Origin of the sequence: Sphingomonas sp. CFBP 13714, from assembly GCF_014842205.1 — a bacterium.
Lineage (GTDB): Bacteria > Pseudomonadota > Alphaproteobacteria > Sphingomonadales > Sphingomonadaceae > Sphingomonas > Sphingomonas aerolata.
Genome location: NZ_JACYVG010000004.1, coordinates 19,091 through 39,677, shown reverse-complemented (window position 1 = coordinate 39,677; position 20,587 = coordinate 19,091). Strand labels below are relative to the sequence as shown.

18 protein-coding genes and 1 tRNA gene are annotated in these 20,587 nt (G+C 66.8%); 7 read left to right on the top strand and 12 right to left on the bottom strand.

What is annotated here, in order from left to right; genetic code table 11:
• Positions 1 to 45 precede the first annotated feature (45 nt).
• The 3 genes from bfr to purL all read right to left on the bottom strand — a co-directional run bounded on the left by bfr (position 46) and on the right by purL (position 3,138).
• The gene (gene bfr / locus IFT54_RS10370) at positions 46 to 561 is read right to left on the bottom strand and encodes a bacterioferritin (RefSeq protein ID WP_042467738.1); all 516 of its coding nucleotides are present in this window, start codon (positions 559 to 561) and stop codon (positions 46 to 48) included.
• A 93-nt stretch (positions 562 to 654) separates the two neighbouring features.
• On the bottom strand, positions 655 to 825 hold the full coding sequence (locus IFT54_RS20475; protein ID WP_037527780.1) for a (2Fe-2S)-binding protein: 171 nt from the start codon (positions 823 to 825) through the stop codon (positions 655 to 657).
• A 93-nt stretch (positions 826 to 918) separates the two neighbouring features.
• Complete coding sequence (gene purL, locus IFT54_RS10365; RefSeq protein WP_166746066.1) at positions 919 to 3,138, bottom strand: phosphoribosylformylglycinamidine synthase subunit PurL; 2,220 nt, start codon at positions 3,136 to 3,138, stop codon at positions 919 to 921.
• A gap of 164 nt (positions 3,139 to 3,302) precedes the next feature.
• Here purL and IFT54_RS10360 point away from each other — a divergent pair, with 164 nt between their 5' ends.
• Complete coding sequence (locus IFT54_RS10360) at positions 3,303 to 3,725, top strand: hypothetical protein (protein ID WP_192070586.1); 423 nt, start codon at positions 3,303 to 3,305, stop codon at positions 3,723 to 3,725.
• Between the two features lie 135 nt (positions 3,726 to 3,860).
• Here IFT54_RS10360 and map read toward each other — a convergent pair whose 3' ends face one another.
• Complete coding sequence (gene map, locus IFT54_RS10355; RefSeq protein ID WP_192070585.1) at positions 3,861 to 4,688, bottom strand: type I methionyl aminopeptidase; 828 nt, start codon at positions 4,686 to 4,688, stop codon at positions 3,861 to 3,863.
• Between the two features lie 52 nt (positions 4,689 to 4,740).
• Here map and IFT54_RS10350 point away from each other — a divergent pair, with 52 nt between their 5' ends.
• The gene (locus IFT54_RS10350) at positions 4,741 to 5,499 is read left to right on the top strand and encodes a competence/damage-inducible protein A (RefSeq protein WP_037527778.1); all 759 of its coding nucleotides are present in this window, start codon (positions 4,741 to 4,743) and stop codon (positions 5,497 to 5,499) included.
• A gap of 325 nt (positions 5,500 to 5,824) precedes the next feature.
• On the top strand, positions 5,825 to 8,581 hold the full coding sequence (locus IFT54_RS10345; RefSeq protein ID WP_192070584.1) for a hybrid sensor histidine kinase/response regulator: 2,757 nt from the start codon (positions 5,825 to 5,827) through the stop codon (positions 8,579 to 8,581).
• Between the two features lie 66 nt (positions 8,582 to 8,647).
• On the opposite strand, the gene IFT54_RS10340 is transcribed toward IFT54_RS10345, so the two are convergent.
• Positions 8,648 to 9,262 carry a TetR/AcrR family transcriptional regulator gene (locus IFT54_RS10340; RefSeq protein WP_031441750.1) on the bottom strand — a complete coding sequence of 205 codons (615 nt, stop codon included), beginning with the start codon at positions 9,260 to 9,262 and terminating at the stop codon, positions 8,648 to 8,650.
• Positions 9,263 to 9,284: 22 nt separating this feature from the next.
• Between IFT54_RS10340 and IFT54_RS10335 the strand changes: the two genes are divergently transcribed.
• A complete protein-coding gene (locus IFT54_RS10335) occupies positions 9,285 to 10,286 on the top strand; it encodes an NAD(P)-dependent oxidoreductase (RefSeq protein ID WP_342354802.1) in 1,002 nt (333 codons plus the stop codon).
• Here the strand turns inward: IFT54_RS10335 and IFT54_RS10330 are convergent.
• The 5 genes from IFT54_RS10330 to IFT54_RS10310 all read right to left on the bottom strand — a co-directional run bounded on the left by IFT54_RS10330 (position 10,283) and on the right by IFT54_RS10310 (position 15,648).
• Positions 10,283 to 10,654 (bottom strand): DCC1-like thiol-disulfide oxidoreductase family protein, encoded by a 372-nt coding sequence (locus IFT54_RS10330; protein ID WP_192070582.1) that lies wholly within the window; start codon positions 10,652 to 10,654, stop codon positions 10,283 to 10,285. The genes IFT54_RS10335 and IFT54_RS10330 overlap by 4 nt on opposite strands.
• On the bottom strand, positions 10,651 to 11,226 hold the full coding sequence (locus IFT54_RS10325; RefSeq protein ID WP_192070581.1) for a TspO/MBR family protein: 576 nt from the start codon (positions 11,224 to 11,226) through the stop codon (positions 10,651 to 10,653). The genes IFT54_RS10330 and IFT54_RS10325 overlap by 4 nt, the downstream gene beginning before the upstream one ends.
• Positions 11,227 to 11,229: 3 nt before the next feature.
• A complete protein-coding gene (locus tag IFT54_RS10320; RefSeq protein ID WP_244648835.1) occupies positions 11,230 to 11,481 on the bottom strand; it encodes a glutaredoxin domain-containing protein in 252 nt (83 codons plus the stop codon).
• 91 nt (positions 11,482 to 11,572) lie between these two features.
• Positions 11,573 to 12,592: a phytase gene (locus tag IFT54_RS10315; protein ID WP_192070580.1), complete on the bottom strand. Its 1,020-nt coding sequence runs from the start codon at positions 12,590 to 12,592 to the stop codon at positions 11,573 to 11,575.
• Positions 12,592 to 15,648, bottom strand: coding sequence for a TonB-dependent receptor (locus IFT54_RS10310; protein ID WP_192070579.1), 3,057 nt, complete (start codon positions 15,646 to 15,648; stop codon positions 12,592 to 12,594). The genes IFT54_RS10315 and IFT54_RS10310 overlap by 1 nt, the downstream gene beginning before the upstream one ends.
• 278 nt (positions 15,649 to 15,926) lie before the next feature.
• Between IFT54_RS10310 and IFT54_RS10305 the strand changes: the two genes are divergently transcribed.
• Positions 15,927 to 16,000, top strand: a tRNA-Gly gene (locus IFT54_RS10305).
• Positions 16,001 to 16,095: 95 nt separating this feature from the next.
• Here IFT54_RS10305 and IFT54_RS10300 read toward each other — a convergent pair.
• Both IFT54_RS10300 and IFT54_RS10295 read right to left on the bottom strand, forming a co-directional pair.
• On the bottom strand, positions 16,096 to 17,748 hold the full coding sequence (locus IFT54_RS10300) for an OFA family MFS transporter (RefSeq protein ID WP_244648833.1): 1,653 nt from the start codon (positions 17,746 to 17,748) through the stop codon (positions 16,096 to 16,098).
• An 81-nt stretch (positions 17,749 to 17,829) separates the two neighbouring features.
• Positions 17,830 to 18,504: a fumarylacetoacetate hydrolase family protein gene (locus IFT54_RS10295; protein ID WP_192070578.1), complete on the bottom strand. Its 675-nt coding sequence runs from the start codon at positions 18,502 to 18,504 to the stop codon at positions 17,830 to 17,832.
• 141 nt (positions 18,505 to 18,645) lie between these two features.
• On the opposite strand from IFT54_RS10295, the gene IFT54_RS10290 reads away from it, so the two are divergent.
• Together IFT54_RS10290 and IFT54_RS10285 are read left to right on the top strand one after the other, a co-directional pair.
• Positions 18,646 to 19,737 carry a catalase family protein gene (locus IFT54_RS10290; RefSeq protein WP_192070577.1) on the top strand — a complete coding sequence of 364 codons (1,092 nt, stop codon included), beginning with the start codon at positions 18,646 to 18,648 and terminating at the stop codon, positions 19,735 to 19,737.
• A 1-nt stretch (position 19,738) separates the two neighbouring features.
• Positions 19,739 to 20,503 carry a metallophosphoesterase family protein gene (locus IFT54_RS10285; RefSeq protein WP_192002988.1) on the top strand — a complete coding sequence of 255 codons (765 nt, stop codon included), beginning with the start codon at positions 19,739 to 19,741 and terminating at the stop codon, positions 20,501 to 20,503.
• Positions 20,504 to 20,587 lie beyond the last annotated feature (84 nt).

Sequence of the window (20,587 nt, the reverse complement as noted above, 5' to 3'; positions counted from 1 at the left end):
CGGCGCGCGCTGCCGGTCGCCGCGGACGACGACCGGCAGACGAGCTCAGCCCTTCAGATAGGGTGCCGCACCGGCCTTGGGCGAATCATGCTCGGAGATCGAGTTGAGCTGGATGTAGTTGTGGATGCCCATCCGCGCGATCATCTCGAACTGGCGTTCGATCGTGTCGACATGCTCTTCCTCGCTGGCGAGGATGCGCGCGAACAGGTCGCGGCTGATATAGTCCTTCACCTCTTCGCAATAGGCGATCGCGCTCTTCAGCTGGATCGTCGCCTCGACTTCTAGCGCGAGGTCCGACTTCAGAACCTCCTCGACGGTCTCGCCGATGCGCAGGCGGCCGAGCAGCTGGAAATTGGGCAGGCCATCGAGAAACAGGATGCGCTCCGACAACCAGTCGGCATGCTTCATCTCGTCGATCGACTCCATGCGCTCATACTGGGCGAGCTTGTAGACGCCCCAATGCTCGAGCATCCGATAATGGAGCCAATATTGGTTGACCGCGGTCAACTCGTTCTTGAGCGCCTCGTTCAGGAAATCAATTACCGTGGGATCGCCGCGCATTGCCATAACTCCGTCACCTCTGAGCGGCATGTAGCGGTTTTACATTCGTGGCGGCAAGGGCGACGGGACCGCGCCGTGTGGCGCCGCGCCAGGTTAGGCTGCGGCGCGTTCCTCGTTGATGATCGCCCGGGCGACCGACGTGCACTGACCGCATTTCGGCTGGCGACCCAGCGAGCGGAACGCCTGGCAGGGCGTCGTGCACCCGCCCCGCGCGCAGCTGCGAACGTCGGATTCTCGAATGGCATTGCAGACGCAGACGACCATGGAAGCTCCCTCGTGAGAGCTTCCAATTAGCGATAATGCGAACCAGTCGCAAGCGCTTTTGCGTCTGACTCGCAACTAATGCCGCGTTGGCGTTCAGGCCAGCGCGGCATCGGCCCCCATCAAATTCGGGAAGAAGCCTTCATGCGCGGCGCGCAGCGTGTCGAGTGCGATCACGTCGTCGCGGTCGGGGCGTTCGAAGATCAGGCGCTTGCCGCCGGTGCGGCCCAGTGGTTCGGCCTCGACATCGGCCGCATGCGCGGCGCCGAGGAAGTCGAGCAGCGCGTGATCCTCGACGGTGACGATATAGACGCCCTGGTCCTCCGCGAAGAACGCGCGGGCGCAGTCGAAGGGCTGCTTGCGGTCGATCATCGCACCAATGCCGCCCGCGAGCGCCATTTCGGCCAGGGTCACGGCGATGCCGCCGTCCGAGACGTCGTGAACCGCCGACAGCTGGCCCTCGGCGATCGCGTTGCGGATGAGGTCGCCGACGCGACGCTCCGCCGCCAGATCGACCGCGGGCGGGGGGCCTTCCTCGCGGCCATGGCATTCGCGCAGCCACAGCGACTGGCCGAGATGGCCGTGCCGCGTGCCGACCGCGAGGATGATGTCGCCCGAGCCTTTGAACGCGATCGTCGCATTCTTCTGCCAGTCGGCGAGCAGGCCGATCGCACCGATCGCAGGCGTCGGCAGAATCGCCGAGCCGCCGCCGGTCGCCTTGGATTCATTGTAGAGCGAGACGTTGCCCGAGACGATCGGGAAGTCGAGCGCGATGCACGCGTCGCTCATCCCCTCGAGGCAGCCGACGATCTGGCCCATGATCTCGGGGCGCTGCGGGTTGGCGAAGTTGAGGCAGTTGGTGACCGCCAGCGGCAGCGCGCCGACCGCGGTGAGGTTGCGCCATGCCTCGGCGACCGCCTGCTTGCCGCCCTCGACGGGATCGGCGAAGCAATAGCGCGGCGTGCAGTCGGTGGTCATCGCCAGCGCCTTTTGCGTGCCATGGACGCGGACGACCGCGGCGTCGCCACCGGGGCGCTGGACGGTGTCGGCGCCGACCATGTGGTCATACTGCTCCCAGATCCAGCGGCGCGAGGCGATGTCGGGCGAGCCCATCAGCGTCACCAGATCGGCGGCGATGTCGTTGCTGTGCGGCACGTTTTCGAGCGGCGCGGGCTTGGGTGTCGGCACGTGCGGGCGATCGTAGAGCGGTGCCTCGTCGGCCAGCGGCCCGAGCGGAATGTCGCAAACCGTCTCGCCCTTGAACGTCAGCACCATGCGGCCGGTGTCGGTGACGCGGCCGATCACCGCGAAATCGAGCTCCCACTTCTTGAAGATCGCCTCGGCCTCGGCCTCGCGGCCGGGCTTCAGCACCATGAGCATCCGCTCCTGGCTTTCACTCAGCATCATCTCGTACGGCGTCATGCCCGTTTCGCGCTGCGGCACGTCGTCCATGACGAGTTCGATGCCGACTCCGCCCTTCGACGCCATCTCGACCGACGAGGAGGTGAGGCCGGCGGCGCCCATGTCCTGGATCGCGACGATGACGTCGGTCGCCATCAGTTCGAGACAGGCCTCGATCAGCAGCTTTTCGGTGAAGGGATCGCCGACCTGGACGGTCGGGCGCTTGGCATCCGAATCCTCGCCGAAGTCCGCGCTGGCCATCGTCGCGCCGTGGATGCCGTCGCGACCGGTCTTGGAGCCGACATAGACGATCGGATTGCCGATGCCGCTGGCGGCCGAATAGAAGATCTTGTCCTGATCGGCGATCCCGACGGTCATCGCGTTGACCAGGATGTTGCCGTCATAGGCCGCGTGAAAGTTCACCTCGCCGCCGACCGTCGGCACGCCGACGCAATTGCCATAGCCGCCGATGCCGTGGACCACGCCCGAGATCAGGTGGCGCATCTTGGGGTGATCGGGCCGGCCGAAGCGCAGCGCGTTCATGTTGGCGATCGGCCGCGCGCCCATCGTGAAGACGTCGCGCAGGATGCCGCCGACGCCGGTTGCCGCGCCCTGATAGGGTTCGATGTAGGACGGGTGGTTGTGACTCTCCATCTTGAAGATCGCCGCCTGATTGTCGCCGATATCGACAACGCCGGCATTCTCGCCCGGGCCGCAGATGACGCGCTCGCCCTTGGTGGGCAGCTTCATCAGGTGGATCTTGCTCGACTTGTAGCTGCAATGCTCGGACCACATCACCGAGAAGATGCCAAGCTCGACGAGATTGGGCTCGCGGCCGATCGCGTGGAGCACGCGCTCATATTCTTCGGGGGACAGGCCGTGGTCGGCGACGATCTGCGGTGTGATCTCGGTCATGGGGCGGGCTTTAGCGGGGTGGGGGGCGACTTGCCAGCGTCGATCCTGCTCGAAGCGCGAGGGACTGGCGACGTGCAATTGCCATGTCATCAAACGGCGTCAGACTTCCCGTCGATACCGCCCGGTATATGGCAGGGCGGTCGTCATTCGGGGGGGGGGGGTAAATGAAGCTCGCGTCGATACTGGCGATTGCGGCGCTGGGGAGCACGGCGATGCAACTGCCCGCGCAGGCACCGACGAGTTTCTGCGAGCGGCTTGCTCCCAAACTCAACATGAAGCAGGCCGGATCGAAGCCCGCGCGGGCCACCGAATGGCGCGTCAATACGATGGGTCTTGGATCGCATCTGTTTGGCGGGTCGTCGATGGTGTCGTTCATGGTCCGGCCGTCGGGCGAGCAGACCCAGGCGGCCTATGACAAGGCGACGAAGGCCTGCAGCCAGTCGCCCAAGGGTATCCTGTGCCGGATCGAGGGGCCGGCCGAGCTGACGGTGCAGACCAAGGGTGGCGAAGCAAAGGGCGATGCGGCCGCCGGTGAAAGCGCCGAGGTGGAGTTGCGGAAGGCTGCGATCCTCTGCCGCGACCTGTAGTCGTCATCCCACTTTGCGTCGTCATTCTGACGGACGTCAGGATCTAGGGTAACGAGATACGCGCCTTGCGGCTCTGGATCCTGACTTTCGTCAGGATAACGGGAGGGGGGCGATTGCGCCCCCCTCCCGTGCGTATCACCCGTAGGGCGGCTGCGTGTAACCCTTCGGACTGAGCGTGAAGATGTCGCGGCCGGTCTCGGTGATGCCGATCGAGTGCTCGAACTGCGCCGACAGCGAACGGTCGCGCGTCACCGCGGTCCAGCCATCGTCGAGCAATTTCACGTCGGGGCGGCCGATGTTGATCATCGGTTCGATCGTGAAGATCATGCCGGGGCGCAGTTCGGGTCCGGTGCCGGGCTTGCCGACATGGACGACCTCGGGCGCGTCGTGGAACAGGCGGCCGACGCCGTGGCCGCAGAAATCGCGGACCACGCCGTAGCGGTGCTTCTCGGCATGACGCTGGATCGCATGCGCGACGTCGCCCATGCGGTTGCCGGGCTTGGCCTGCTCGATGCCGAGCATCAGGCATTCATAGGTCACCTCGACGAGGCGCCGTGCCTTGATCGGCACGTCGCCGATCAGGTACATCCGGCTCGTGTCGCCGTGCCAGCCGTCGAGCAAGGGCGTGACGTCGACATTGACGATATCGCCGGACTTCAGCGCCTTCTCACTCGGGATGCCGTGGCAGACGACATGGTTGATCGAGATGCAGACGCTGTGGGTATAGCCGCGATAGCCGAGCGTCGCCGGCACCGCGCCGGCGGCAGTAACGAAGTCGTAGATCAGCCGGTCGATCTCGGCAGTGGTCACGCCCGGCACCATGTGCGGGACGATCATGTCGAGCGTCTCGGCGGCAAGCCGGCCGGCCTTCATCATGCCTTCGAAGGCGGCGGGGCCGTGGAGCTTGATGGCGCCGGTGCGCGCGTCCGGCGCGTCGGACGTGACGGTTACATATTCGGTCATGGCGAGCGATATAGCGTGGCGGCGCAACTTTTGCGAGGCTATGCGAAGGGCCATGACACAGGAACGCATCTGGACGGCCGCACTGACGATCATCGGCGACGAGATCCTGTCGGGCCGCACGCAGGACAAGAACGTCGCGCAGATCGCGGCCTGGCTCAATGTGCAGGGCATCCGGCTGGCCGAAGTGCGCGTCGTCGCCGACCGGACCGAGGCGATCGTCGAGGCGGTGAACACCCTGCGCGCACGCAACGACTATCTGTTCACCACGGGCGGGATCGGCCCGACGCATGACGACATCACTGTCGACTCGATCGCCGAGGCGCTGGGCGTCGCGGTCGAGCATCATCCGCGCGCGATGGCGGTGCTTGAGGCCTATTATGCGACCCGCGGCGGGCTGACCGAAGCGCGTGCGCGGATGGCGCGCGTGCCGGTCGGTGCGGACCTGATCGACAACAAGGTGTCGGGCGCGCCGGGGATCCGGATCGGCAACATCTTCATCATGGCGGGGGTGCCGCACATCACCGCCGGCATGCTCGACGCGCTCACCGGCACGCTCGAGGGCGGACGCCCGGTCGTGTCGAAGACGATCGGCTGCTGGGTGGCGGAGAGCGAAGTTGCCGATTTGCTGCGCGATGCCGAGAAGGCGCATGACGGCGTCGCGGTCGGCAGCTACCCGTTTTTCCGCGACGGCCGGACGGGCGCGAATTTCGTCGTGCGCAGCGCGGATGCCGCGCTGGTCGATCGCTGCATCGCCGATCTGGTCAGCGCGCTCGAGGCGACCGGTCGCGTGGTGACACCCGAAGGCATCTGATGCCGCGGGCGTACTCCACGCTGGTGGACGGCCGGCTGGGCCGAGTCGCTTGCAAAGCACGGCAATACCCGTCAGCCTTCGTAAAAATACGAAGGAGAGGCTGGATGACTGCAAGCAATCTGATGCTGATGATCGTGGGCTGTATGGCGGTGTTGCCGCTGGTGGCGCTCGCCTTCGTGATGTGGCGGCCGGTGTCAAAGCCCGTCGACTGAGGGGCTTCCCGCCGTGTGCACGTCGGTCGTGCGCGCGGCTCGCTCCGTCTGCCAAGTCCGGTGCCGATGCCAAGCGTGATTGACAGGCGCGGTCGGAGAGCTACCCCGGTGGCATGGTTACCCGACAGACCCGCAACCCGGTGCTCGCGTCCGAACTCGACCGCTTCATCGATGCCCGAGTAATTGCCGGCACCGGCACCAGCGCCGATGCGGTTGCCGCTGAGACCCTGACGCTGCTGCGCGACCGGCTGGGGCGATCCGGCGCCGCCACCCCGGTGGCCTGGCCGATCGCCGGCGGGGCATGTGGCGCAGCGATACGAGCGCATGACTGGAGCGCGACGCCGCTCGGCGCGATCGACACCTGGTCCCCGCAGCTTCGCTCGACCGTCAATACGGTGGTCAACTCGCCCGTCGCCAAGGTGCTGATGTGGGGCGCCGACGGCCTGATGCTCTATAATGACGGCTATGCCAGGATCGCGGGCGGCAAGCATCCGGCTGCGATCGGTGCGCGCGCCGTCGACGTCTGGCCCGAGCAGGCGGACTTCAACCGCCACGTGCTGGGCGAGGTGATGCGCGGCGAGGTCATGCTGTTTCGCGACCAGCCGATGACTCTCCACCATGACGGCGCGGCGCACGCGGTGACGCTCGATCTCTTCTACACCCCGGTGCATGATTTCGACGGCAGCGTCGGTGGCGTGCTGGGAACGGTCATCGACAACAGCGAGCGGGTGGCGGCGGAACGGCAGCTGGCGCGGAGCGAATCGGAGCTGCGGATCGTCACCGACGCGCTGCCCGTGCTGATTTCCTATATCGATCGAGATTATGTCTATCGGTTCGCCAACAGCTTTTACGAGGACTGGGTCGGGCTGACACCCGCCCAGATCGTCGGACGGCATGTCCGCGACGTCATCGGGCAGCCTGCCTTTGCGGTACGGCAGCCGATGATGGACCGGGCTCTGGCCGGCGAGACGGTGACCGCCGATGCGCGGCTGCCGCACCGCGACGGCGGCGACCGCGCGTCCGAACTGCGTTACATCCCGCGGGTCGAGCCCGATGGCGCGATCAACGGCTTCTACGTGCTGGTCTTCGACGTAGAGGAGCGCGTCAATCGCACGCTGCAGCTCGAACGACAGATCAGCCACCGCGAACGCGCCGAACGCCAGCTGCGCGTTCTCAACGAGACGCTCGAGGCGCGCGTCATCCGCGAGATCGAGGAGCGTCGGCTTGCCGAAGCGGGGCTCGCCCAGGCGCAGAAGATGGAGACGATCGGCAAGCTGACCGGCGGTGTCGCGCACGACTTCAACAACCTGCTCCAGGTCGTCTCGGGCAATCTGCAGCTGCTCGGCAAGGACATTGCAGGGAATGCGCGTGCCGAGCGTCGGGTCAGCAACGCGATGGCGGGGATCGAACGCGGCGCCAAGCTCGCCGCACAGCTGCTCGCCTTCGGCCGACGCCAGGCGCTCGAACCCAAGGTGGTCAACGTCACGCGGTTCGTGCGCGGGATGGACGACATGCTGCGCCGTGCGATCGGCGAGGCGATCGAGGTGGAGACGGTCGTCGGCGGTGGGCTGTGGAACACGTTCATCGACCCGACGCAGATCGAGAATGCGCTGCTCAACCTCGCGATCAATGCACGCGACGCGATGGAGGGGCGCGGCAAGCTGACGATCGAGCTCGGCAATGCCAGCCTCGACGACGCCTATGCGCGCGGCCATCTGGAGGTCGCGGCGGGGCAATATGTCATGCTGGCGGTTACCGACACGGGCAGCGGCATGGCGCCCGACATCATCGACAAGGTGTTCGAGCCGTTCTTCTCGACCAAGAGCGAGGGCAAGGGATCCGGGCTCGGCCTGTCGATGGTCTATGGCTTCGTCAAACAATCGGGCGGCCATGTGAAGATCTACAGCGAGGTCGGCGAGGGCACGACGATCAAGCTCTATCTGCCGCGCGCGATGGGCCCCGAAGACGTCGAGGTCGCGACCAGCGGTGGGCCGATCATCGGCGGGACCGAGACCGTGCTGGTGGTCGAGGATGATGACGAGGTCCGTGCGACCGTCGTCGAGATGCTCGGCGACCTTGGCTATGGCGTGCTGAAAGCGGTCGACGCGGGCAGTGCGCTGAACGTCATCGAAAGCGGCGTGCCGATCGACATGCTCTTTACCGACGTGGTGATGCCGGGGACGCTGAAGAGCCCCGAGCTCGCCCGTCGCGCGCGCGAGCGGATCCCCGATCTCGCGGTGCTGTTCACGTCGGGCTATACGGAGAATTCGATCGTGCATGGCGGCCGGCTCGACGTCGGCGTCGAGCTGTTGTCCAAGCCCTATACGCGCGAGGCGCTCGCCCGGAAGTTCGAACAGGTTCTCGCCGGCCAGCGCGCGCGGCGGCGCACGGCGGAGGGTCACGAGGATGCGCCGCGGTCGGATGGAGACGTCCCGATCCGCGTCCTGCTCGTCGAGGATGACGCGGCGATCCGTGCGGGCGCGGCCGAGATGCTGCGCGATCTGGGCATGGCGGTGATCGAGGCGGTCAGCGCCGAAGCGGCGCTCGCGACGCTGCAGGCCCGCCCGGTCGATGTGCTGGTCAGCGACGTCAACCTGCCGGGGCTGTCCGGCCCGGAGCTTGCCGAAGCGGTCCGCATGCGTCGGCCGGGCATCGGGGTGGTGTTCGCAACCGGCGACAGCGAGGTCGCGCTCGTACCGTGGGATCCCCAGGCGATCCTGCTGCCGAAGCCCTATGGCGTCGAGGCACTTCGCTCGGCTGTAGTCAGGGCGGCGTCCAAGGCGGCGATCGACAGGCCAGCGCCGGCTGAGACTGCGGCCGAAGGACCTGTGCTAATGCAGATCGCGTCAGACGGACAGACCAGAGGGTAATCCTGACCGGCAGCGACCGTGCCGGGGGGAGGGGAGCGCGCGACGGAGGCGTGCGTGTCCCGGCGCCTAGCGCGTCGGCCAGACCATCATGCAGGTGTCGACAAGCTGATTGAGCTCGCCACAGGTGGCGCCCGATCCGCCCTGGATCGCCAGCCCCTGCATGACCGCGAACAGATAGCGCGCGAGAGCGGGCGACTCGAGACCGTCGGGGAACTCGCCCGCAGCCTTGGCCTCGTCGAACCGGCGGATCAGCGCAGCCTGCGACGACTCGCGGCGTTTGGCGACCTCGGCCTTGATCGGTTCGGCCTCGACGCCGCAGGCGACGCTGCTGATGATGCTCAGGCACCCCTTGGGATCGCAGGTGCTCGTCTGCATCTGGAGCGCCCCGCGCAGCAGCCGCTCGGCCACCGCCTTGGCGGTCGGCGCATCAAGCGCGGAGGTCATATAGGCGAGCTTTTCGCGTTCGTAGAGGTCAAGCGCCTTGTGAAACAACGCTTCCTTGTTGCCGAACGCGGCATAAAGGCTCGGTTTGGTGATCTTCATCTCGGCCGTGAGCTCGGCCATCGACGCCGCCTCATACCCGTTTCGCCAGAAAACGCGCAGCGCGGCCGCAAGCGCCTCCTCGAGATCGAACTCGCGGGGGCGGCCCTTGGGGGCGGTGAGCGTGCACAAGCTATTCATACCAGTCGGTATATAGGCACAAGTGGAAAAACGTCCAGTATCCCGGACGTTCCGGGACCGATCGACCGGATCCCGCGCGTCGAACATCCGCGCCGCCCGCGCGTTGGGCGGGGCAGTACCGGCGGCTGATCCTGCTGCGGTCGGACAAGGGATTATGATCATGAGAATCGGGTTTATCGGTCTGGGCCAGATGGGGCATGCGATGGCCACCAATTTGGTCGAGGCGGGTCATGAGGTGACGGTGTGGAACCGCTCGCCGGACAAGGCCGATGCGCTGGTCGAACGTGGCGCGACTCGCGCCGCGACGCCCGCCGAAGCGGCGCAGGGCGACGTGGTGATGACGATGCTGGCGGACGATGCCGCGCTGGAAGCGGTGGTCTACGGCGATGACGGGATCCTCGGTGCGCCGGCGGTCCATGTATCGCACAGCACGATCAGCGTCGCGCTGGCGGAGCGGCTGACGGCGGACCAGGACGGGGCCGGTGGCTATGTCGCGGCCCCCGTCTTCGGTCGTCCGCCCGCGGCGGCGGCGGCGATGCTGTTCGTCGTCGCGGCGGGACGCGACGATCTGATCGCCCGGTGCGAGCCCGCACTGAATGCCATCAGCCAGCGCGTGTTCCGCGTCGGCGAGGCGCCGTCCGCCGCCAATCTGGTGAAGCTCAGCGGCAATTTCATGATCATGGCGGCGGTCGAGGCGATGGCCGAGGCGATGACGCTCGCGGAAAAGGGCGGGGTTGAACCGGCGCTGCTGCTCGAGGTGCTGACGGGTACGCTGTTCAACGCCCCGGTCTACAAGACGTATGGCGAGATGCTGGTCGAACAGCGGTTCACGCCCGCTGGTTTTGCCGCACCGCTGGGGCTGAAGGACATGAACCTCGTCGACACCGTAGCGGGACGACTGCGTACGCCGATGCCGCTGCTCGGCGTGGTGCGCGATCATCTGCGCGCCGCGATCGCGCAGGAGGGGGAGGATGTCGACTGGTCGGCGGTGGGCGCCGCCGTCCGGCGCAACGCCGGGCTTTAACGCCGCCGCTCGCCCGCCTGTCGGCCGCGTAGCGCGGCCTGCAGGCGGGGTCGGACCACGAGGAAGCCGAGATAGGCACGTTCGAGCAGGCGGAGCGCCGTGCCGTTGCGTGCGAGCAGGCCGAGCGGCCGCAGGACCGGGATTGCGCGCCACATCGCGGCGAACGCCGCCGCGCCCGACAGCATCGTCCCGTCTTCACGTGCATGAAACCGCGCGAGCAGGTCCCGGCGGTCGATCGGGCAACTCGCATCGGGATCGGTGGCATCGACGAAGGTGATCGCGCCGCGCCGGTCGAGCCGCCGCATGAGCGCGATCTCGCGCCGGCATAACGGGCAGTCGCCGTCATGCCAGACGACCAGATCGGTCACCGGGCGTCCGCCGCGTCGGAGTCGGGGTTGCGTGCGCTGATGCGCGTGGAGAGCAACGTCGCAAAGCCGAGCCAGCCCACGAACGGCACGCCGAGCAGCGCCGCGGGACGATCGACCTTCGCCGCCGCCGCGACATATGCGCCGCCAGTTGCGACCATCGTGCCTGCGACGACTGCACCGGATCGAAGCGCCCGCTTACGAAAGAAGATCTCGGTCCAGCCGCCGACCATCGCGGTGTTGAGCAGCCACAGCCCGACCGCACTCGTGCGACGTGGCCCTGAGGGCTGGCGGAGCAGACGATATCCGCCGACCGCGAGCCCGGTCTCGAGCACCGGCCACACCGCGCCGAACACGGCATCGGGCGGGGTATAGCTGGGCTTGTCGAGCCGCTTGTACCAGCGGCGGGTCCGCGGGTGGGAGGGATCCGGCGCATTGCGGCGACCGATCGCGGCGCTGACGCCGAGGACCGACACGACGATCAGCGCGGCAGCCGTCCGCGACAGTGCTGGCGGTGGCGGTGGCGCATGCGCCGGAACGGGCGACGCGACCGGATGGTGATCAGGATGGGCCATCGCTCAGCTCTCCGCCAGATAGCGTTCGAGATCATCGCAGCCACCGATCGTCTCGCCATCGATGACGATCAACGGGGTCGTCGCGATGTCGTGCTCGGTCTTGAACGCCTCGACCGTGTCCCGATCGCGCAGAATCTGGTCGTCGACGTCATAGCCTTCGGCCTGAAGCAGCTGCTTGGCGCGGACGCCGAACGGGCAGGTGTGATCGGGCAGCACCATCCGGTGCAGCGTCGCGGTACGGGTCTGGGTCATCATCGTCCTCGGATCTGCGGCCTTTCGATACGCCGATCGATGCCAGATCCTATAGCGCGGGATGGCCCCAGACGTTCCCTGCGGCTGTCGCAGGCTAGTGCCGCAGGGCTCGACGCACAGCCGTCCAGCTGACGAACTTGAAGTTCTGCGTGTCGGGGGCATTGTCGCCGTCCTGCGCGACGAACAGGCCGCCCGGATAGGCCGGGCCGAAATCGCCGAGCATCAGGTCGATGCCGTCGGTATCGCTGGTCCCGTCGATCGCCCCGCCGCCGATCCGGAACCGCCCTGCATAGGTGACGCCGGGCAGGCGGTAGAGCGTATAGGCGTTGTCTCCCTGGCTCGACACGACCAGATAGCCGCCGCGGCGACCCGAGGGCGCGAGCGCGAGGCCTTCCGCATCGGCGACGAGCGTCCTGCCGTCGACCTGCGCGATCGGCGTCGCGGTCCCCGGTGCCGCCGGATCCGCGTCGAACCGCCCGAGCCCGACATCTTCTTCCGCGACGTAGAGCAGCCCGGTCCGGTCGTCGACGACGCAGCCCTCGGCCTGGCTCGCGAGCTTCATCGAGCGGACGGTCGTGACCTTGGGGACCGTGCCCGAGACGTCGATCGCGACCTGATCGATCCGCCCGTCCTTCAGCACGACGAAGCCGAACAGCGCGTGATCGCGCGCGCGCGTCCACAGGCACATGCCGTAAGCCTCGCCCGGGCCGACTGGGAACCGACCGAGCGGCACGAGCCTCGCCGCCGCGGTGTCGAGCGTGAACAGCGAGACGTGTGCGGCGTCGACATCGGCGCGGTCGCTTGCCGCCGCGATCACGCGCGTGCCGACGGTGCGCAGGTCGACATTGTTCAGCCGGTCGGCGGGCGTGAAGCTCAGCCGCTTGCCGGCCAGGCTGTAGACGTGGATGCCCGCCTTCTTGTCCGTCCCGATGACCAGGCTCTTCGCCGGGTCCGCGGGGTTGCGCCAGATCGCGGGATCGTCCGCCGCATCCGCCGCGGTATCGACCGGATCGGTTTCCGCAGTCGCCGCGACCAGCGGCGCGGTGGCCGTCTGGGGCACGCTCGTGGTCGCGCAGCCGGCGAGGATCAGCGCGACGAGCGGCAAAGCGCGCATCAGAAGGTCACCCGCACGCCGCCGGTATAGCGCCGCCCGAACGTCTCATGCTCGATCGTATAGGCGGACGAGCCGGCATAGCGGCGGCCGGGGCCGTTCAGGAGATTGGCGAAATCGCCGTAGATCTCGACATTGTTGTTGATCGCGTACCGCACACTGGCGTCGAGCTCATTGTCCTTCGCCCAGTAGAAGTCGCCGCCGTCGATCCCGCGGACGACGCCGCCGATCGTGTCGGTGCCGCCGATCGCATCGAGCCATGCCGAGCGGTTCTGATAGGACACCCGCGCCGAAAAACCGTATTTCTCATAATAGGCGATCAGATTGTAGATCGCGTCCGACGCACCGGGCAGCGGCACCTTGCGCGAGGGCAGGGCAGCGGTCCCCGGCGTCTCGGCGCGGCTCTTGTTGATCGTCGCGTTGAGCTGGACGCCGAAGCCACCCATCCATTCGGGCAGTCCGAGATCGGCGGTGAAAGGCTCGAGCTGCTGCTGGATCGCACCCTCGATGCCCATGATATAGCCGCTGCCGCCGTTGACGATCGTCGAATAGAGATAGCCCGAGCGATCGACGCCGCCGGTGTTCAGCGTCGTCCGCCCGAACGTCTGCGTCGAATCGAACAGGACGTCGGTGACGTCCTTGTAATAGGCACCGATCGACAGGAAGCCGCGCGGCATCGTGTAATATTCGACGTAGAGATCGACGCCCTTCGCCTTTTCGGGCTTCGCATCGGGATTGCCGCCGGAGATGGTGGCGTTCGCGTCGTTATAGCTGAGATTGGGGCGCAGCTGATCATAATCCGGACGCGCGGCGCCGGTGTTGAACGACAGTCGTGCCTTCATCCGGTCATCGACGTCCCAGTTGAGGTGGAGGCTCGGATAGACCAGCGTCTGGCTCGACTTCACGTCGATCGGGGTGGTGACCGTGGTCGCTGCGGTGCCGGTCCCGACCGTGCCGATCGAGAAGGCGCGTGCGTCGTTGCGGATATGCTCGACGCGGGCGCCGCCGATGATGCTGCCCCAACCGGTCGTCGCGGTCGCCATCGCATAGGCCGAATAGACCTTCTCGCCGACGTCGTAGAAATTGGCGTCGCTGCGGACATAGCTGCCGACCGCCTTGGCCTGATCGACCAGTCCGAGAACCTTGTCGCGGTCGAAATACTGGAAGGTGTAGCCGAGCGGGATCTCGCCCTGGAACCCGCCGGGCTTAGCGATCGCCGAATAGTCCGTCGCGATACCCGCCGCGGCGAACTGCGCGGGCGTCGACAGGTCGAGGAGATATTCGTTCGACGTCTTGGTGCGGTCGTCATAGCGCACGCCGGCGGCGAGGATCGTCGAGGCGCCGAACACCGACGCCTCGCGGCTGATGTCGAGCTTGGCGGTATAGGCCTCGGTCACGTCCTGCGCCTTGAGCGAGCGCAGGCGCGACAGGGTGCGCGGGAAATCCTCGATCGCCGTGACCCGGTCGCCGCGCGAGAAGCTGCCATCAGCATTGCGGATCGTCCGGTACAGCTGCACCTTGGCGAGCTGCGGATCGGTCAGGTCATAGCCGACGGTCAGGCGGTTGGCGGCATTCGCGCCATTGGTGCCGAACGAGGGGCTGTCATAGTTGAGCTGCGCAGGCTGCGACCGGTCGTCGATCGAGCGGGTGTAGTTGCCGCGCCACGCGACCTTCCAGTCGCCGAGTTCGTGATCGCCGCCCAGCGTGTTGGTGAACACCGACTGCTTGTACTTGCGCACCGTGAAGTTCGAATTGAGATCGATCCCGTACACCGTGCCGAGCAGGGGGGTGTTGCCCGTGCAGACATCCGCATAGCCCGTGGTGCCCGAGGCCGGGCGCGCATTGACCGCGCAAGCTGCGGTGCCGTTCGGGGTGCGCGACTGCTGGTCGTCCAGATCGAAGATGTAATTGTTGCGCTGCTCGTCATCCTCGAACGCCGAGTAGATCGTCTCGGCGAACAGCTTGTGGCCGGGGGCGGGGCGCCAGTCGAGCCGGCTCGACAGCGAATAGTTCTTGCGCGTCAGCCGGTAGAGCTTGTTCTCGGTCTCGCGCGCCCAGTTGCGCGTCTCGTACCCGGGGCGCAGGTCGCGGTCGACCGCTTCGAAATCGGTCTCGAAATTGTCGGTGACCATGCCGCGGCGATAGAGGCTGGCGGACGAGACGATGCCGAATTCGCCGATCCCCGTGTCGAACCGGTCGGATACGACGAGCGAGCCTTCATATTCGGTCTTCTTGCCGAGCTCGACATGGCCGAGGCCGCCCTTGGCCTGAACCTTGAGCCCCGGATAGTCGAACGCCGAGCGGGTGATGATGTCGACATTGCCCGCGATCGTCTCGCCGGTCATGTCGGGGGTCACCGCTTTCCGCACGATGATCTGCGACGCGATCGCCGAGGGGATCGAATCGAACCGCGCGTCGCGACCTTCCGGGCTGACCACGTTGATCCCGTCGAAGGACAGCGTCGTCCAGTTGATCGGGCTGCCGCGCAGCGTGATGTAGCGGGCCTGGCCCTGGTCGCGCTGGACGCCGACGCCGGGCAGGCGGCTGACCGCCTGCGCGACATTCTGGTCGGGCAGGCGCCCGATCGAATCCGACGCGATTACCGAGACGAGCGAGGGGCTGGTCCGCTGGATCTGCAGCGCGGCGGCTTCGGACTCGGCGATCGGGCGTGACCCCGAAACGACGATCTCGTCGCCGTCGGCACTGGTCTCGATCGTCATCGCGACATCGAGCACGACCGCCGCGTCGGTGACCGTGACGCTGCGCCGGGCATCGGGAAAGCCGACATAGCGGACGACGACGTCATGCGTCCCGGCGGGGATCCCGGCCAGCGTGAACCGGCCCGCGCGATCCGCCGCGGTCGCGAGCCCCAGCGCCGGAATCGAAACCGACGCGCCGTCGAGATAATCGCCGCTGCCGGCCTGCGAGATCGTGCCCGTGATGCTGGCATTGCCACGCGGGGCAGGGGCTGCGGCTGCGGCGGGGCCATCGACCGGTTCGGCGCGGGCGATCCCGATCGCGAGCGGGATCATCGCGCTGCCGATGAGAAGCGCGCGCAAGACAGCAGGGCCGCGTGCGCGGTGTGACAGGCCGATGATCATGATGGTTCCCCGATTGGTCCAGCTATGGGCTGGCTTGCCGGGGTGCCTATTGCAGACCAATGGCAGCGTGGTGACACGGGGGTGACAGTTTCGTTACGTCAGGCCGCGCATCTCCAAAGACAGCGCGCCATTCCGCGTCGAGAAGCATCTTGCGTCGCTCTCGCCGAGCCGATAGACGCTCGCCATCGCATCGCGACCGCCGGCGCTCATCCGCCGCACGGACGCACGGTCGATATGCGGGTGTAGCTCAATGGTAGAGCTTTTGCTTCCCAAGCAAGTGACGAGGGTTCGATTCCCTTCACCCGCTCCACGCCGACACCGTCGGTGCCAACTCAAATCCTTTTCCACGCCGACCACCGGGTCGCGATCGCCTGTCCGGCGATGCGACCGCGGTGTCGCGTTCGGTCACTTGATCAGGATGACCGCCTTCGACAGCGTCATGTAGATCCCCCATAGGATCGGCACGCCCACCGCCAGCCAGGCGAGGATGACGGTGGACCGCGATCCGCCGCCATGCTGTGCGCTGGTGGTGGCCGTCGCGGCGTCGACGGCCGTCGTCGAAGCCACGCCCTCGGTCACCGGCATGTGGAATCGGCTTGCCACCGGATTGACGAACAGGTTGGCGATGAAGCCGACCACGAGCATCGCCGCGAGCATCAGGAAGATCGGCTGATAGACCTGATCGCGCGGGATCCCCGCGGCAATCCGGCCGTCGCGCATGTTGGCGACGAGCAGCGGCCCGACAACGCCCGCGGTCGACCAGGCGGTCAGCAGCCGGCCGTGGATCGCACCGACGAACTTCGTCCCGAATATGTCCGCCAGATAGGCGGGCACGGTCGCGAAGCCGCCGCCATAGGTCGAGGCGAGGATGCAGAAGACGAGGATGAAGAGACCGAGGCTGGTGCCGGCAAGCGCGGGGGCGGCGATACCGTAGAGCACAGCGCTGATTGCCAGGATCACCGCGTAGAGCGGCTTGCGCCCCAGCCGGTCGGAGAACCACGCCCAGAAGAAGCGGCCACCGATGTTGAACAGGCTGATCGCGCCGACGAAGCCGGCACCGACCGCCGCCGCGGCGACCTTCTGACTGTCGCTGAATGCGGTGAAGAGTACGCCCGGCGCATCGATCAGGCGACCGCCGAAGATCTCCTGGAGCATCGGCGATGCGACACCGATGATGCCGATCGACGCGGACACGTTGAGCAGCAGGACGATCCAGATGAGCCAGAATTGCGGCGTCTTGTGCGCATCCTTCAGATCGACGTTGAACCGGCTGATCGTTGCCTTGGCATCGGTCGGCGGGGTCCAGCCGGCGGGCTTCCAGCCCTCCGCAGGCACACGGTAGCCGAGCGCGCCGGCCATCATGAACACGAAGTAGATGACCGCAAGGACGAGGAACGTCTGCCAGACGCCGACGCCGGTGGGGCCGGAGAAGTGCTTCATTAGAGAATTGGCGAGCGGGCTGCCGATCATCGCGCCGCCGCCAAAGCCCATGATCGCCATGCCCGTCGCCATGCCGCGCCGGTCGGGAAACCATTTGATCAGCGTCGAGACGGGCGAGATATAGCCGAGACCCAGACCGATGCCGCCGATCACGCCGGAACCGAGCCAGATCAGCCACAGCTGGTGCATCGACACGCCGATCGCGCCGATCCCCATCCCGCCGCACCAGCAGAAGGCGGCGACGACGCCGGCCTTGCGCGGACCGGCGCGTTCGAGCCAGCCGCCCCAGATCGCGGCCGCGGCGCCGAGCACAACGAAGAAGAGCGTGTAGGTCCAGACGAGGTCGCTGACCCGCCAGTCGCAGGTCGTGGTCGTCAGCGCCTGGGCCAGCGTCATGCTTTCGCAGACCACCGGATCGGTGATCCCGATCGCGCGCGACAGCGGTAGCCAGAACACGCTGAAGCCATAGGCCATGCCGATGCACAGATGGATGGCGAGCGCGCAGGGCGGCACCAGCCAGCGATCAAAGCCCGGCCCTGCTACCGTCCGTGCCCGGTCGAGCAGCCCGCCGGTTGATCCATCCGCCATCATCATCCCCTTTTTATGAAGGGGATGCATGCGGGCGGGCGGCGACAAAGGAAAGCCGACTAAGGTCGGGGACGACCATATTTATACAAAAACCTCGCCCCGCCATGCCGATCAGGCGTCGAACAGGATCTCGAGCGGCTCGAGATCGGTGATCGTCGCGCGGACCTGTGCCGCGGGCAGGATCGGCCCGACGCCCGCGGGGGTGCCGGTGAAGATCAGATCGCCGGGGGCGAGTTCGACTCGGCGTGACAGCGCGGCGATGACTTCGGCGACCGACCAGATCATCATCGACAGGTCGCCCGACTGGCGCGGTTCGCCGTCGATCGTCAGCCCGATCGCACCTGTTGCAGGCGGCGCGCCCGGGGTGAGCGCGCCGATCGGGGCGGACCGGTCGAACCCCTTGGCCATGTCCCATGGCCGCCCGGCCGCCTTGGCCGCCGCCTGCAGGTCGCGCCGCGTCAGGTCGATACCGACCGCATGACCGAAGATCTTCGCCGTCGCCTCCGTCGCATCGATGTCCCGTCCGCCTTCGCCCAGCGCCACGACCAGTTCGACCTCGTGATGCAGATCCTGCGTCATGCTCGGATAGGGCAGGGTGCCGCCACCGGGCACGACGGCATCGGCGGGCTTGGTGAAGAAGAAGGGCTGCTGCCGATCCGGATCCGACCCCATTTCGCGCGCGTGGTCGGCGTAATTCTGCCCGACGCAGAAGATCCTGCGGACCGGAAACCGCGCCGCGGATCCGACGATCGCGATCGTGGGGGCGGTGACGACGGGAATCTGCATCGGTTTCTCCTTCGATGGGCGCCGACCGCGTGGACCGGGGCGCGGCGCTTTGCAACAGCGTGCGGGATCGTACCGATCGCCCGTGCAGCGGGAACGTCGCGGAGTTCGGCGGGTTTGGATCGGAAACGACAGGAGATCCGCATGTCCACCCAGCCCGTACGATTCGCCCCCTCGGTCGAGACCATCGCCGACGACGAGGCCGAGACGCTGGCATCGCTCAAGGACAGCTTTCGCGAGATCCTCGAGACCACGTCGCAGGATTATGCGCATGCCGTGCGCGCGGTTCATGCCAAGGCACATGGCATCGCGCGCGGCACGCTGACGATCGCTGACGGCCTGCCCCAAACGCTCGCGCAAGGCATTTTTGCGCAGCCGGGGCGTCATGAGGCGGTGCTGCGCATCTCGACGAACGCGGGCGACATTCTCGACGACAGTGTCAGCCTGCCGCGCGGTGTCGCGCTGAAGATCCTCGACGTGCAGGGCGATCGCCTGCCGGGCTCGGAAGGCGAGACGACGCAGGACTTCATCATGGTCAACGCGCCGGTCTTTGCGGCACCCGATCCCAAGGCGTTCTCGAAGAACCTCAAGCTGCTTGCCAAGACGACCGACCGGTTCGACGGTGTGAAGAAGGCGATGTCGGCGACCTTCCGCGTCGTCGAATCCGCACTGGAGGCGGTCGGGGCGGAGTCCGCGACGCTCAAGACGCTCGGCGGCGCGAAGCCAGTTCACCCGCTCGGCGAGACCTATTTCTCGCAGACGCCGCTGCGCTACGGGGATTATATCGCCAAGGTCGCGCTGTTCCCGGTCTCGCCCGAACTGACGCGCCTGACCGGCGACACGGTCGACATCGCCGCACGCCCCGATGCGCTGCGTGAGGTCGTGCGCGAGGAGCTGATCGAGCATGGCGGTGTCTGGGAACTGCGCGTCCAGTTGAACACCGATCTCGACGCGATGCCGATCGAAGACGCAACCGTCGAATGGGATCAGCAGGCGAGCCCGTTCGTCACGGTCGCCACGCTCGAGGTGGCGCCGCAAATCTCCTGGGAGCATGGCGTGACCGATCATACCGACGATGCGCTGTCCTACAGCGTGTGGCACGGGGTGGTCGACCATCAGCCGCTGGGCGGCGTCAATCGCGTCCGCAAGGAAACCTATGAGCTCTCGGCGGGATTCCGCGGGACGTTCAACGGATGTCCGATGCACCAGCCCAAGACGCTGGCCGAACTTGCCTGACATGGCAGATGTTTCAGGACGCTCGCACACGCTGTTTCACGTCAGCGACGTTCATTTCGGGGCAGAGGATCCGGCAGCGCTCGCTTGGTTCTCCGCCTGTGTCGAGGCGGAGCGGCCCGACGCGGTGATCATGACCGGCGATCTGACGATGCGCGCCACGAAGGAGGAGTTCCAGCGTGGCGGCGACTGGTTGCGCAGCCTCGGCGTGCCCGTCACGCTCGAGGTCGGCAATCACGACATCCCCTATTACTGGGACCCGTTCCGTCGGTTCTTCTCTCCCTATCAGCGTTATGCCGCGGTCGAGTCGATGATCGAGAAACCCCTGGAACTGCCCGGGATCACGATCGTCCCGCTCAAGACGACGGCCCGCGCGCAGTGGCGCTGGAACTGGTCGAAGGGGCGTGTCAGCCCGGGGTCGCTGTCGCGCGCGCTGGCGATGATCGAGGATGTGCCGAAGGATCACCTGGTCTTCGTTGCGGCGCACCATCCGCTGATCGAAGGCGGCACGACCGGGACAGCAAAGACCCGCCATGGTGACAGCGCATTGACCGCACTGGCCGATGCGGGAGCGCATGCCGTGCTGTCAGGTCATGTCCACGATCCCTTCGACATTCCCGTCGAACGCAGCGGCCGGGAGATCCGCATGATCGGTGCCGGCACCCTGTCCAAGCGGACGCGCGGCAGTCCGCCCGCGTTCAACGAGCTGCGCGTCACCGGCCAGCAGCTCCGGACGATCCCGCGAACGATGGGCGAAGGCACCGGCTGACCCACCGAGGCGCGCGGTTCGACCCGTTCGCCCCGCCAGTCGCCAGAAACGACAAAGGCCGCCGCCCGGATATCCGGACGGCGG

Bases quoted from the DNA above. Each gene is read 5' to 3' on its own strand.
- IFT54_RS10285 (WP_192002988.1), top strand. From the start codon at position 19,739: ATGGCAGATGTTTCAGGACGCTCGCACACGCTGTTTCACGTCAGCGAC.
- IFT54_RS10300 (WP_244648833.1), bottom strand. From the start codon at position 17,748: ATGCATCCCCTTCATAAAAAGGGGATGATGATGGCGGATGGATCAACC.
- IFT54_RS10350 (WP_037527778.1), top strand. From the start codon at position 4,741: ATGACACAGGAACGCATCTGGACGGCCGCACTGACGATCATCGGCGAC.
- IFT54_RS10320 (WP_244648835.1), bottom strand. From the start codon at position 11,481: ATGATGACCCAGACCCGTACCGCGACGCTGCACCGGATGGTGCTGCCC.
- IFT54_RS10315 (WP_192070580.1), bottom strand. From the start codon at position 12,592: ATGCGCGCTTTGCCGCTCGTCGCGCTGATCCTCGCCGGCTGCGCGACC.
- IFT54_RS10290 (WP_192070577.1), top strand. From the start codon at position 18,646: ATGTCCACCCAGCCCGTACGATTCGCCCCCTCGGTCGAGACCATCGCC.
- purL (WP_166746066.1), bottom strand. From the start codon at position 3,138: ATGACCGAGATCACACCGCAGATCGTCGCCGACCACGGCCTGTCCCCC.
- map (WP_192070585.1), bottom strand. From the start codon at position 4,688: ATGACCGAATATGTAACCGTCACGTCCGACGCGCCGGACGCGCGCACC.
- IFT54_RS10340 (WP_031441750.1), bottom strand. From the start codon at position 9,262: ATGAATAGCTTGTGCACGCTCACCGCCCCCAAGGGCCGCCCCCGCGAG.
- IFT54_RS20475 (WP_037527780.1), bottom strand. From the start codon at position 825: ATGGTCGTCTGCGTCTGCAATGCCATTCGAGAATCCGACGTTCGCAGC.
- IFT54_RS10345 (WP_192070584.1), top strand. From the start codon at position 5,825: ATGGTTACCCGACAGACCCGCAACCCGGTGCTCGCGTCCGAACTCGAC.
- IFT54_RS10295 (WP_192070578.1), bottom strand. From the start codon at position 18,504: ATGCAGATTCCCGTCGTCACCGCCCCCACGATCGCGATCGTCGGATCC.
- bfr (WP_042467738.1), bottom strand. From the start codon at position 561: ATGCGCGGCGATCCCACGGTAATTGATTTCCTGAACGAGGCGCTCAAG.
- IFT54_RS10325 (WP_192070581.1), bottom strand. From the start codon at position 11,226: ATGGCCCATCCTGATCACCATCCGGTCGCGTCGCCCGTTCCGGCGCAT.
- IFT54_RS10360 (WP_192070586.1), top strand. From the start codon at position 3,303: ATGAAGCTCGCGTCGATACTGGCGATTGCGGCGCTGGGGAGCACGGCG.